Origin of the sequence: Prosthecobacter sp. (assembly GCF_044222345.1) — a bacterium.
Lineage (GTDB): Bacteria > Verrucomicrobiota > Verrucomicrobiia > Verrucomicrobiales > Verrucomicrobiaceae > Prosthecobacter.
Window position 1 is genome coordinate 22450 of sequence record NZ_JBGANL010000008.1, and the last position, 12759, is coordinate 35208.

The window sequence follows — 12759 nt, forward strand, 5'->3', positions numbered from 1 at the left end:
TTCACACACTCATTGTTATGGCTGAATACGTTGGAATCGACCTTGGCACCACCCTCTCCGGGCTGGCCTACCTGAAACCTGATGGCAACCCAGAAATCGTGCCGAACGCCGACGGTGAGCGACTGACGCACTCCGTGGTGTTCTTCGATTCCCATGAGGACGTGAAGCTCGTCGGCAGCGCCGCTCGCGACGGTGGCGAACCCGACCGCACCATCTTCCAGATCAAACGCTACATGGACGACCCGGAGCACCTGGTCGAGATCGACGGCAAGAAATGGACGCCGGCGGAAATCTCCGCGCTGATCCTCTCCAAGCTGAAGCGTGACTGTTCCAAGATCTGCGGAGACATCACCGAAGTCGTCATCACCGTGCCGGCAAACTTTAACGAACTGGCCCGCAAGAGCACCATCGCCGCCGCTGAAATGGCCGGCATGAAGGTGAAGCGTCTGGTGAACGAGCCGACAGCGGCGGCGGTTTACTACGCCCACTCCCAGGGCGTGAAAGGTCGCATCCTGGTGTTTGACCTCGGCGGCGGCACCCTGGACACGACGATCCTTGAGGTCGATAGCGACAACATCAAGATCCTCACCTCCGAAGGTGCCCGTCATCTCGGCGGCAGCAACTTTGACGACATCCTGCTCGAAGCCTATGCCGAGCAGTACAAGAAGCAGACGGGCGCGGCGCTCTACAGCGACGAACGCCACCGCCGCCGTGTGCTGCAGGCCACGGAAGACGCGAAAAAGATGCTCTCCAAGCTCCAGCGCGTGAACGACACCGTCGCCAACGACCAGAACAGCGGCATCGCCCGCATTGACCTGAGCCGCGATCATTTCGAAAAGCTGATCCGCCACATGCTCACCCGCACCGTGTTCCTCGTCGAGCAGGCGCTGGACTCCGCGAAGCTGAAGGCCTCCGACATCGACCACGTCGTGCTCGTGGGCGGATCCACGCGTATTCCGAAGGTGAAAACCATGCTCGAAAAGATGTTCGGCAAGACCCCCAAATCCTGCGGCAACGTGGATGAGTGCGTGGCGCTTGGCGCTGCCTTGTTCGCCAAAAAATCGGCGCGCATCCAGGAAGTCTGCAATGCGAGCTACGGCACGCTGGCCATGGTTTACAATGCGAAGACGAAGGAGGAGAAGCTGATGAACTCCATCGTGATCCCCAAGAACTCATCGATTCCCTGCTCACGCACGCAGGTTTACCAGACCTCCGAAGACAATGAGCGCATCATCGAAGTCGACATCACCCAGGGCGAGGATGAAGACGCGAAATTCGTCGATGTCATCGGTCGCCTCACCTTGGAAGTGCCGCCGAACCGCCCCAAAGGCTGCGAAGTGGCCGTGACTTTCAGCTACGATGAAAACCAGCGCGTGCGTGCCCTCGTGGTGGACAAGCAGTCCGGTCGCAGCAAGGAAGTTGCCGTGACCTACAAGGGCTCAGGCGTGCTCTCAGAAGAAGAATTAAAGCGCCGCAGCCAGCATCTTCGCACCATGCGCATCGAATAAACGGTCAGTCACAGAAGGAGCCAGCATCATGTTCAAGATCCTCAAATCGCTTTCCAAATCTCTCGGTGTTTCCAAACCCGCCGCTGAACCCAAACCCGCGGCCAAAGAGCGCAGCCTGCTCGACAAGGTCAACAAAGGGGCTCCCGTCGCCGCGAAGGTGGAGTCTTCCAAAAGTCCCGAAGAACTCTGCGGCATCACGCCCAAGATGCCCAAAGACGAGATCAAGGCCCGGTTGAAGATGCTGTTCCGTCGCTACAACCGCAGCGCCTCCAGTCTGGATGCCAAACTGCGCGGTGAGGCGGACCAGATGCTCGATGCCATCGTGCAGGTGCGTGAGAAGCACTTCGGCGAAATTTGATTTTGTCGTTCACGACCTGGACGCAGTGACGGCATGAAACTGGACCGACTCATCGCCGGGTATGAGGCCATGGGGCGCCAGGCCGCCCATCTTGCCATCGCTGCACGCCGCGTGCGGGTGGATGGAGTCTGTGTGACAGACGGCCACCATCCCGTGGATCGCTTCACCTTGGTGGAGCTGGATGATTCAGTCGTTCAGGCGTCTGAGCGCGCGCTCTATCTCATGCTGCACAAGCCGGTGGGCATCCTCAGCGCCACCAAGGACGATCTGCACCCCACCGTGATCGATTTGATCGACGATCCCGACAAACACACCCTGCACATCGCCGGGCGGCTGGATCGCAGCACCTCAGGCCTGGTCCTGCTGACAAACGATGGCCGCTGGTCCAAACGGCTGATGGCGGCGGAGGAAAAGGTGCCGAAGGTTTACCTTGTCCAAACTCTCGACCCTGTCGTCCCAGATGCGGTGGAGGCCTTTGCGCGCGGCTTCTACTTCCACACCGAGGACATCACCACACTGCCGGCGGAGCTCGTCCTTTTAGGCGCCAATCAGGCCCGGCTCACGCTCCATGAAGGGCGCTATCATCAGGTGAAGCGCATGTTCCACCGTGTCGGCAATCGTGTCATCAGCCTGCATCGCGAGAGCATCGGCTCACTGGTCCTGCCCGCCGATCTGCCGCCGGGAGCCTGGCGGGCGCTTTCACCTCAGGAAGTTCTGGCCGCAGCCGGTGGTGGTTGATCTTCAATCACGGTCAGATTTCTGGCAGTTGTTTGTTTTTCGGAAAATCCAGCTTTCGCAGATGAATTTCACCCCTTAATCTCCACCTCTTGTGATCCCCCCACGCATGTATCTTAGCATTTGGTTTGGCATCATGTTGGCAGGCCAGTCGGGCTGTACAACTCAAAAGGCTGCAAAGCCGGACAAACTCGCCATTGAAGAGGCGCGCAAAGCGCTGCCGCTCGTCGAAGAGAAGGAAAAGGAAAATCCGCTCGTGAAGCGGCTGAACAATCCTTCCTCCATGCCCGTGGTGCCTCCTGCTGGCGTCCGCCTCTCCTATTCCTCCGTCAAGATCGCGCAGAAGACGCTCGCGATGACATTTGATGACGGCCCCCATCCAAGCCTGACCCCCAAACTGCTCGACATCCTCAAGGAGCGGAACATCAAGTGCACCTTCTTCCTCATTGGTGCTCAGGTGAAGATGTATCCCGCCATCGTGCGTCGCATCATTGAAGAAGGCCATGAAATCGGCAATCACACCTGGACCCACTGCAGCCTCACCAGCCGCTCGGATGAGCAGATCCGCAGTGAGCTGAAAAAGTCCGAAGACGCCGTCTTCGAAGTGGCCGGAGTTCGCCCCCACCTGGTGCGTCCGCCTTATGGTGCCATCAACACCCGCATCAAAAACCTGATGTTCACCGAGTTTGGCTACTCCACCATCATGTGGTCGGTCGATCCCCAGGACTGGCGCCGTCCCGGTGTGGCCGCTGTGACCAGCCGCCTCGTCAATGGCGCTCACCCAGGAGCCATCATGCTCTCGCATGACATCCATTCGCCCACCATCACCGCCATGCCGGCGATGTTCGACCAGCTTCTAGCCAAAGGTTATCAATTCGTCACCGTCAGCCAGCTCCTGAACATGGAGAAGGCCTCGATGCCCGTCGGCGTGATCATCCGTCCCGCTGAAACCATCGGCGACAAAGATCCCAAGCCGCTGCCGGAGAAGAAGCCGAAGGCTTGAGGGCAGCAGCAAGGCATGCCTGCCTTGTGCGCTGAAAAAAAGAAAGCGCCCCGGGCGGAGCCGGGACGCTTTCAGACCCGCCTGTGCCGTCCGAATACAAAGGGCTCACGTATCCCATGAGACCAGGTGGGAACCCGCGTGATGAAGCTCTGTCTTCCAGTGAAGGCATGACATGTCACTTCAGCGCGTAGCCCCCGCAGTTGATGAATCGGGCCGGGCCACAAAGCTCGAAAACGAACACCGCAGGAAATGTTTCAAAGAGCAGGCCGCAGCAAAACACCGGACCAAGATGGGCAAAGGGTATCCTGAGATATGGGCATGATCAAGAGCTGTGTCGCTTGTCTTCATCGGAGAAATCCATGCATGGCATGCGTTTGTTTCCTCCTACAATCATGACGCGTTTTTTCCTTTTCCTCCTGCTCGGCTCCGTCGCTGAAGCCGCCGCCATCCAGCGCATCTGGCTGAGTTTTCAGCGCGAGACTCCGAGCCACATCACAGTCAACTGGGAGACCGCGCAGCCCGCCGATTCGGAGGTGTCCTTTGGGACCAGCGCCATACTCGGCGGCAAGGTGGCCAAAGCGGAGCAGGTCACCTTGCATCACATCGAGATCCCGATCCCCGGGAAAGACGTGACGTATCATTACCAGGTGCGCTCAGGCGCTGAGACATCCGCGGTTCACACTTTCAAAGCCATGCCCGCCAAAGAACTGCGCATCGCCGTCGTTGGCGACTGGGGCTTCGCCCAGCCGGACCTCGCCGCCTTGATCCAAGACGATCCGCATGTGCTCATGACCGCCGGCGACAACGTCAGCAGCCTCCACCAGCAGGGCAGGGAAGGCACCAAGGCCTTCAGCGCCTTGATCGATTCACAGCCAGAACTCTTCCACAGTACACCCTTCATGCCAGTACTCGGCAATCACGACCGCGAAATCCGCTCGCGCGGCCCCAAGCCGCCACCCGAGGCCGTCTATGACGTCGAGGCAAAAGCCTACCGGGACTTCTTCGCGCTGCCCGGCAATGAGTGGAACTGGACGCTCGCTTTCCCCGATTTCGAGGCACGCTTCCTCGCGCTCGACCTCGAGCACATTCAAGACATGGGCACCACATGGCAGACCGGTCACCCCTTCGAAGAGGGTTCCGCTCAACTCACCTGGTATCGCCAGCAGATGGCGCAGCCACATGTCGGTCACACCATCAGCATCCAAAACGAACGCAACGCCACCATGCGCAGCCAGTTGAAAGGCGAATGGGGCCGCCTGTTTCAGCGCGGCACCGCCGTCATCACCGGCTTCGGCTACTTCGCGGAGCGCGCCATGGTGGACGGCTTCCCCTATTACAACACCGCCCTCAAGGGCAACGGCGACAAATATCCCGATCCCAAGTCCGCCTTCTTCGCCAGCGAGCACAGTTACATCCTGCTCACCTTCAAACCAAAATCGCCCATGAAGATCGAGATCAAGAGCCTGGCCGGGAAAGTCCTCGATGCCCAGAACGTGCCTGGAAAACAGCCTTCCGCACAGTAGCCATCTCGCTCCGCCGAGATGCCCCCGGCATTTGCGCAAACCATGGCGGGCATGCTGCACCAGGGTCTTCCTCTTCCCGGAATTCCGGCCTCGCGGAGCTGGGTCGTGTGTCCATCGTGTTCGAATGTGGTAACATAACACCTTGATTTCTCCTTCCAGCCCATGAACCCCGCCCCCGGCAGCGTTCTTCTTCCACATCCAACCATGAAACACACGCTCCTGCTTCTTTCCCTGCTTGCTCTGCAAGCCACCGCTCAGGACAAAGCCCTGCTCGATCTCGCTCTGGAACCACCGGCCATCAACACGCAGCCCGGCCCCGAGTACGACGCCGAGAAGCGCTCCGGAAACATGATCATCGGCATGGACCGCACACCCAAGGGCCGCCTCTGGGCCGCATGGGTCGGCAACGGTGATTCGCCCAACGGCTTCTTCATGCTCGCCACCAGCGAGGACGATGGCAAATCATGGTCCAAGCCTCGCGTCGTCATTGATCCCCAGGACGGTGAACTCAATGGCGTCAAATACGAGCGCCGCGCCCTCGTCGGCAACCTCTGGACCGATCCCCTCGGCCGCCTCTGGTGCTTCTTTGATCAAAGCCTCGGCTACTTCGACGGCCGCTGCGGCGACTGGTACATCCGCTGTGATGACCCCGATGCCGCCGAACCCAAGTGGACCGCCCCCACGCGCTTCGCCCATGGCTGCACCCTCAACAAGCCCACCGTTCTTTCCAACGGCGACTGGCTCCTCCCCGTCGCTCTCTGGACCCGCGACCGCATGCACGGCCCCGGCGTGGACAAGGAAGCGCACAAAGACCTCGACGTCATCCGCATGGCGAATGTCTTCGCCTCCACCGATCAGGGCAAGACCTGGACCCGCCGCGGCGGCGTGGTCTTTCCACGCACCGACTTCGATGAGCACATGATCGTCGAGCGCAAAGACGGCAGCCTCTGGATGCTTGCCCGCACCAAGGACGGCATCAGTGAAAGCACCTCCGCCGACAAAGGCACCACCTGGAGCGAGCCCCAGCCCTCCGCAATCCAAAATCCCAGCGCCCGCTTCTTCATCCGCCGCCTCGCCTCAGGAAAACTCCTCCTGGTGAAAAACGGCCCCATCAATTTGCGGCTCCCACGCCGCTCCAACCTGAAAGCTTTCCTTTCCGACGACGATGGCAAGACCTGGGGCAAAGGCTTCCTCATCGACGATCGCGCGGAAGTCTCTTACCCCGATGGCTTCCAGGCCCCGAATGGCGACATCCACATCCTCTATGACTGGAACCGCCACACCGACGCCGAGATCCTGCATGTGAAGTTCACCGAGGAGGCCATGCAGAAGCAGGCGGAGATCGGCAAATTGACAATGGACCCCGAGGAGATCAAACGCCGCGCCACGGTCGGCAAGACCGTCGTCAATAAAGCACATGCACCCAAGCTGCCGAAGTCCATCACACCTGACCCCGTATGGGCCGCGCAGGCCATTGAGGATGCAAAGCAGGACTTCAAAAGCATCCCGTATGACGGCATCACGCCCAACAAAATGGTATGTGATACCACCCTGCGTGAACTGCCCGACGGCTCCTGGATTCTCTTCATCCTCGCTGGCGGTGACACCGAGCCCAGCCCCCTGAACTACACCGGCGTCACCCGCAGCCACGACATGGGCAAGACCTGGACCCCATTGGAAGGATTCGATGTCGGCTTCCCTCGCGAAGGCAAAACCATCGGCCAGGGCCCCACAGAACTCATGATCCTCGGCCAGCGCAGCACCCTCTTCTTCTCCACCCATTCCAAGCATTGGGCCAATGACTGGCGCTCCTGGTATCTCACCAGCGACGACTCCTTCAAGACCTGGAGCAAGCCCATTGAAGTCCCCGGTCGCCTCAAGGAGCGCACCTTCATCCGCAAGCACATCGTCTGCAAAGACGGTCGCATCATGATTCCCTTCCAGCACTACATCGGCCCCGATGATCAGCAGGATCGCGCGCCCCTCGATCGCGACTTCACCAACCCACGCAACGGCGTCCTCATCAGCAGCGATGGCGGCAAAACCTGGACCGAGCATGGCAACATCCGCCTCACGCCCAACAGCCGCTACTTCGGCTGGGCGGAGAACGATCTCTTCGAGCACCCCGATGGCCGCATCACCATGGTCATCCGCGCCGACGGCCTCGGCGGCATGCTTTACAAAGCGGAAAGCAAAGACGGCGGCAAGACCTGGCCCGAGTTCGCCTCCATCACGCAGATCCCTAATCCCGGCAGCAAAACCACCCTCTACAATCTCGGCGGAGATCGTGTCGCCATCCTGCACAATCCCAACAGCAAGCACCGCAGCCCCATGGCCCTCTGGATCAGCTTTGACGGCATGAAGACCTGGCCCTACCAGCGCATCCTCCAGCAGGAATCCGTCGATGGCCCCAAAGGCCGCATGAACTACCCCGACGGCTTCGTCAGCAAAGACGGCCAGTGGCTCCACTTCGCCTTCGACGACAACCGCCACCGCGCCGTGCATTACAGCGCCAAGCTGCCACCACTAAAGTAGCCTTCTCGCTCCGCGACAGGAGCCCGGTGCCCGCGTAAAGTCATAGCGCGGGCGAAACGCCAAAATCTTCCTCCTTCTCTTACTCATACTCCTCCTCCCGGAGTCCGGGCCACCGGGAGTGAGAGAAGGAGTGCGACGAAGAAGAAAATCGAAGAAATCACTTCATCACCATCGGCTGCCCCGTACATTCCAGCACGCTGTGCCACAGCTCCTGCGTCGGGTCCACCTTGCGGCGGCCATGGATCACGAGTTCCAGCGGCAGATGCACGAAGGAATTGTGCCAGCGGCCCACCAGCATGTTGGTCTTGCCTGCCATGGCGGCATGCACCGCGTTTTGGGCCAGGCGTGAGCAGTACACATTGTCCTGGGCATTGGCCGGCACGCTGCGCACGATGTAGCTCGGATCGATGTATTTGAGATTCACCTCGGTCTTCCGCTCTTTGAAGAAGCCATTGATGCGGTCTTTCAAAAAGGGGCCGATGTCGCCGTACCGCTTGTTCCCGCTCGCATCGGTGTCATCGCCGGTCTGCATGAGGTGCTGCCCGGCCCCCTCCGCCACCACGATCACAGCGCTGCCGCGCTTGATCAGCCGCTGGCGCAAAAACTCAAGAAAGCCGCCGTCGCCGTCCAGTTCAAAATGGACCTCGGGAATCAGCACAAAATCCACGTTGCTGCCCGCCAGTGCGGCATAGCACGCGATGAAGCCGGAATCACGCCCCATGAGCTTGACCAAACCCACGCCGTTCACCGCGCCGGTGGCCTCCACATACGCACACTTCACCGCCTGCACGGCGGCATCGAAGGCGGTTTCAAAGCCGAAGCTCTTGTCGAGGAAACTGATGTCATTGTCGATGGTCTTGGGAATGCCGACGACCGCCTTTTTCAGTCCGCGTCGTTCGATTTCCTTCACGATCTGCGCCGCACCGCGCAGCGTGCCATCACCGCCGATCACAAAAAGAATATCGACCTTCATGTCCTCCAGCGTGTCCACCATCTCCCCAATGTCCTGCTTCCCGCGCGAACTCCCTAGCAGGGTTCCGCCAAAATGGTGCGCCTGCTCCACGGACGAAGGTTTCAGCAGCAGCGGTGTGTGGCCGAAACGCTGCACCAGCCCCTCGTAGCCGTAGCGGAATCCATACACGCGTGCCACGCCGTATTGCTGATGGCAGCGGTTCACGATGCCACGGATGATGTCGTTTAAGCCCGGGCACAGACCGCCGCAGGTCACGATGCCGACCGTGGTCTTGGCCGGGTCAAAGTAGATCATCTCCCGTGGCCCCGCCTCTTCGTAGCTCGGCTTTGACACATCACGCCCGTCTTCGAGCAGATGGCTGTGGTACAGAATGCGGTCCACCGCGTCCGTTTTGTAGGGGGCTTCCACTCCGCCGATTCGGTGCAGGGGCGAATGAATCAAACAGGGGCCGAGCGTGGGGATGCTCGTGTCGGAAGGGGCAGGGGTCATGGCGGGTCGGTAAGGTGTAAAGCAGGAGAAGTGCCATTCTCCCGCTCCTCGTAGCACTCGCCAGACACAATTGGCTTTTCGCTAACTGTACATGTCAGTTGCAAAAGCACGCATCCCCTCCTGCTTCCAGCCATGAGCACCGCCTTTCCCGAAAGCCTCCGTCTGCAACTCCACCAGACCGGCGTGATTGCCGTTTTGATGATCGACCGTGTGGAGGATGCCGTGCCGCTGGCGCAGGCCTTGCTCGCAGGCGGCGTGAACGGCATCGAGCTGACGCTGCGCACCGATGCGGCGCTGGAATCACTGCGGCGCATCCGCTCCGAGGTGCCGGAGATGACCGTCGGCGTGGGCACCATCCTCACGCCAAAGCAGGTGAACGAGGCCAAGGAGGCTGGCGCAAGCTTTGGCGTGGCTCCCGGCATGAATCCACGTGTCGTGGCCGAAGCGGTTCGTATCGGTCTGCCGTTCGCACCCGGCATTTGCACACCCACAGACATTGAGATCGCACTCGAAGCCGGGTGCCGTTTGCTGAAATTTTTCCCTTCGGAGCCGAGTGGTGGTCTGGCCTACCTGCGCAGCATCATGGCGCCCTTCATGCATCTCGGCGTACAGTTCATTCCCCTGGGGGGCGTGGGAGCTGCCAATGCCGCACACTACCTGCGCGAACCTGCGGTGCTCGCCCTTGGTGGCTCATGGCTGGCACCAAAAGAAATTGTGGCCAGAGGCGGGTGGGATGTGATCACCGCGCTGGCGCGTGAGGCCACGGACATTGTCAAGCAAGTCCGTCCATGAGCCGCGTTGTCACTTTCGGCGAAATCATGCTGCGTCTCGCCACGCCGGGATTCGCACGTTTTCAGCAGGCCATGCCAGGCGCCTTGAATGCCAGCTTTGCTGGAGCCGAGGCCAGCATCGCCGCTTCACTGGCCTACCTCGGCATTGATGCGGCCTTTGTGACCGCACTCCCTGAAAATGCCATCGCGGATGCCTGCATCGCCGATCTGCGCAGCCTCGGTGTCGAAACAAAACACATCCTGCGCACGCTTGAAGGCCGCCTGGGCACCTACTTCCTCGAACACGGTGCCAATCAACGCGGCGGCAATGTCATCTATGATCGCGACGGCTCTGCTGTGGCCATCACACCAGCCTCTGCCTACGACTGGGACGCCATCTTCTCCGGCTGCGAATGCTTCGTGATCTCCGGCATCACGCCCGCGATCTCCCGCAACGCCGCCGAAGTAGCGCTCGTCGCTGTGCAGGAAGCCGCACGCCGTCAGATCAAAGTCGTGTGCGACATGAACTACCGCACCAAACTCTGGCACTGGGACCCGCCACTGAGCGCCCGCGATCTCGCCACCCGCACCATGAGATCGCTTCTTCCCTTCGTGCACATCTTCGTCGGCGGTATCAGCGATGCCACCGCCATGCTCGGCATCGAGCACAGCGCCGATCTTCAGACGCTGGCGCAGCAGATCATCACCCAGTTCCCCAATCTCACCCACGCTGCCTTCACTCTGCGCGATGGCAGCACCTCCGCCGCGCAATGCTTCAGCGGCGCTCTCTACGAAGCTGCCACCGGCACCCTGCACACCGCTCCGCGCTACACCATCACCCAGATCATTGACCGCCTCGGTGCCGGTGATGCCTTCACCGCCGGCCTCCTCTTCTCCTTCCTCCAAAACTCTCCGCCTCCCACCGCCATCGCCTTTGCCACCGCCGCAGGTTGCCTCGCCCACTCCATCGAGGGCGACTACAACTACAGCACCCGCGCCGAAATCGAAACCCTCATGCAAGGCGACGGCGGAGGCCGCGTCAGCCGCTGATTTTTTTATGTCCCACTCTGCCACCACCCATCCCGACCGCTGGTCCCTCGAATCCTGGTTCTCGGCCTTCGGCGCTCCCGACTACACCGACTTCAAAGCCGTGCTCGTGCATGATGTCGAGGCGCTCAAAACACAGGCCGCCGCTCTCGGTGCCGACACCGCTGAAATCGCCCGCGTCATCAACGCCCTGGAATCGCTGAGCGATCGCCTCGGCCACCTCTCCGCCTATCTCGGCTGTCTCTCCGCAGATGACGCCAACGACGAGGCCGTGAAGGCCGATGAAGCATGGATCTCCACGCTCGAAGCCGAAAGCACCAAGCTCATGGCCTCGCTGCGTGCGGCGCTGGCGGCTTTGAGTGATGACGCATTCGCCACCTTGCTCGCCGATCCCTCTTTGAAAAATGCCGAACACGCTGTGAAGCGCATGCGTCACGAAGGCCAGCACCAGATGAAGTCGGAAATGGAGGCCCTCGCCGCCGATCTCAACGTCAACGGCCTCCACGCCTGGGGCCGTCTCTACGACACCCTCACTGGCAAGATGGAGTTCGAGATGACCTTCCCCGACGGCCACAAGGAAATCGTGCCGATGTCACGCCGTCGTGCACTGATGTCCGAACCCGACCGCAAACTGCGCGAGGCCGCTTTCAATGACGGACAGAAGCCATGGAACGATCATGCCGTGACACTCGCCGCCGGATTGAACGGCATCGCCGGCACGCGCCTCAGCCTCTACGGCCGCCGCGGCCTGACTCACTTCCTCGACACCCCGTTGTTTGATGGCGCGATGAGCCGCAAATCCCTCGACGCGATGCTGGAGGCCATCCACACGCACATCGAGCTCCCACGCCGCGCCTTGCGCAAAGCCGCCAAGCTGCAAGGCACCTCCGCCTTGCATTACTTCGATCTCGAAGCCCCCCAGATCGCCGCCCCGGATGAAAAAGAGCTCACCTGGGACGAAGCCTGCGCCACGGTCGATCACGCCTTCACCTCCGCCTATCCAAAACTCGGCGAATATTTCCGCGAGATGCTCGCGCAGCGCTGGATCGAAGCCCAGCCCCGTGCCGGCAAGCGCCCCGGCGCCTTCTGCACCGGCTCCCAGCTCAAGCGCGAAGAACGCGTTTACATGACCTTCCACCGCACCGTGCATGACATGGTCACGCTGGCCCATGAAGTCGGCCATGCCTGGCATTCCTGCGTCCTGCGCCCCGCGCGTTCCTTTGCGGCAAACTACCCCATGACCCTCGCGGAAACGGCGTCAAACTTTGGCGAGATGATCCTCCTCAACGGCCTCATGACCAATCCCGGCATCACCGAGGCCACCAAGGCCTACCTGCTCGATCAGGAAATGCTCCGCGCGCACGCCTACCTCATCAACATCCCCATGCGCTACGAGTTTGAAAAAGCCTTCTACACCGAGCGCTCCAGCGGTGAGGTGAGCGTGAGCCGCCTCAGCGCGCTCATGAACGAAGCACAGCGCAAGCTCTATGGCGATACCCTCCTCGATGACGGCACCGATCCCATGTTCTGGGCCTACAAGATGCATTTCTTCATCACCGGCGTCTCCTTCTACAACTTCCCTTACGTCTTCGGCTACCTCCTCAGCCAGGCTCTGTTCGCACGCTTCAAAGCCGAAGGCGCGGCCTTCCTGCCACGCTACGAGGCCTTCCTCTCCATGACCGGCAGCGCGACCTGTGAGGAAGTCGTGAAGCAAAGCCTCGGTGAAGACATCACCCAGCCGGAGTTCTGGGCCACGGCCCTGAAAGCCATTGAACCGACGCTCGCTGCCTATGAGGCGCTGAAGTGAGAGCAAGTCCT

Annotated in this window: 10 protein-coding genes and 1 other RNA gene; 9 read left to right on the top strand and 2 right to left on the bottom strand. The window is 60.7% G+C overall.

The window, feature by feature from the left end; all coding sequences use genetic code 11:
• Window positions 1–17 precede the first annotated feature (17 nt).
• The 4 genes from ACILSL_RS06635 (at window position 18) to ACILSL_RS06650 (ending at window position 3604) form a co-directional block, all read left to right on the top strand.
• Window positions 18–1508, top strand: coding sequence for an Hsp70 family protein (locus tag ACILSL_RS06635; protein WP_395731215.1), 1491 nt, complete (start codon window positions 18–20; stop codon window positions 1506–1508).
• Between the two features lie 28 nt (window positions 1509–1536).
• Window positions 1537–1866 carry a hypothetical protein gene (locus ACILSL_RS06640; RefSeq protein WP_395731216.1) on the top strand — a complete coding sequence of 110 codons (330 nt, stop codon included), beginning with the start codon at window positions 1537–1539 and terminating at the stop codon, window positions 1864–1866.
• Window positions 1867–1899: 33 nt separating this feature from the next.
• Window positions 1900–2604, top strand: a complete 705-nt coding sequence (locus tag ACILSL_RS06645) for a pseudouridine synthase (RefSeq protein WP_395731217.1) — start codon at window positions 1900–1902, stop codon at window positions 2602–2604.
• A gap of 106 nt (window positions 2605–2710) precedes the next feature.
• Complete coding sequence (locus ACILSL_RS06650; protein ID WP_395731218.1) at window positions 2711–3604, top strand: polysaccharide deacetylase family protein; 894 nt, start codon at window positions 2711–2713, stop codon at window positions 3602–3604.
• A gap of 70 nt (window positions 3605–3674) precedes the next feature.
• On the opposite strand, the gene ssrS is transcribed toward ACILSL_RS06650, so the two are convergent.
• A non-coding RNA gene (gene ssrS / locus ACILSL_RS06655) (6S RNA) lies at window positions 3675–3856 on the bottom strand.
• Window positions 3857–3996: 140 nt separating this feature from the next.
• On the opposite strand from ssrS, the gene ACILSL_RS06660 reads away from it, so the two are divergent.
• Together ACILSL_RS06660 and ACILSL_RS06665 are read left to right on the top strand one after the other, a co-directional pair.
• Window positions 3997–5127 (top strand): metallophosphoesterase, encoded by a 1131-nt coding sequence (locus ACILSL_RS06660; RefSeq protein WP_395731219.1) that lies wholly within the window; start codon window positions 3997–3999, stop codon window positions 5125–5127.
• A 204-nt stretch (window positions 5128–5331) separates the two neighbouring features.
• The gene (locus ACILSL_RS06665) at window positions 5332–7662 is read left to right on the top strand and encodes a sialidase family protein (RefSeq protein ID WP_395731220.1); all 2331 of its coding nucleotides are present in this window, start codon (window positions 5332–5334) and stop codon (window positions 7660–7662) included.
• Window positions 7663–7819: 157 nt separating this feature from the next.
• Here the strand turns inward: ACILSL_RS06665 and ACILSL_RS06670 are convergent, their stop codons facing one another.
• A complete protein-coding gene (locus ACILSL_RS06670) occupies window positions 7820–9124 on the bottom strand; it encodes an ATP-dependent 6-phosphofructokinase (RefSeq protein WP_395731221.1) in 1305 nt (434 codons plus the stop codon).
• A gap of 132 nt (window positions 9125–9256) precedes the next feature.
• Here ACILSL_RS06670 and ACILSL_RS06675 point away from each other — a divergent pair, with 132 nt between their 5' ends.
• The 3 genes from ACILSL_RS06675 to ACILSL_RS06685 are packed head-to-tail and all read left to right on the top strand — an operon-like array spanning window position 9257 to window position 12748.
• Window positions 9257–9916, top strand: coding sequence for a bifunctional 4-hydroxy-2-oxoglutarate aldolase/2-dehydro-3-deoxy-phosphogluconate aldolase (locus tag ACILSL_RS06675; RefSeq protein ID WP_395731222.1), 660 nt, complete (start codon window positions 9257–9259; stop codon window positions 9914–9916).
• The gene (locus ACILSL_RS06680; protein WP_395731223.1) at window positions 9913–10944 is read left to right on the top strand and encodes a PfkB family carbohydrate kinase; all 1032 of its coding nucleotides are present in this window, start codon (window positions 9913–9915) and stop codon (window positions 10942–10944) included. The genes ACILSL_RS06675 and ACILSL_RS06680 overlap by 4 nt, the downstream gene beginning before the upstream one ends.
• Window positions 10945–10951: 7 nt before the next feature.
• Window positions 10952–12748, top strand: coding sequence for a M3 family oligoendopeptidase (locus tag ACILSL_RS06685; RefSeq protein WP_395731224.1), 1797 nt, complete (start codon window positions 10952–10954; stop codon window positions 12746–12748).
• The last annotated feature ends 11 nt before the right edge of the window (window positions 12749–12759 follow it).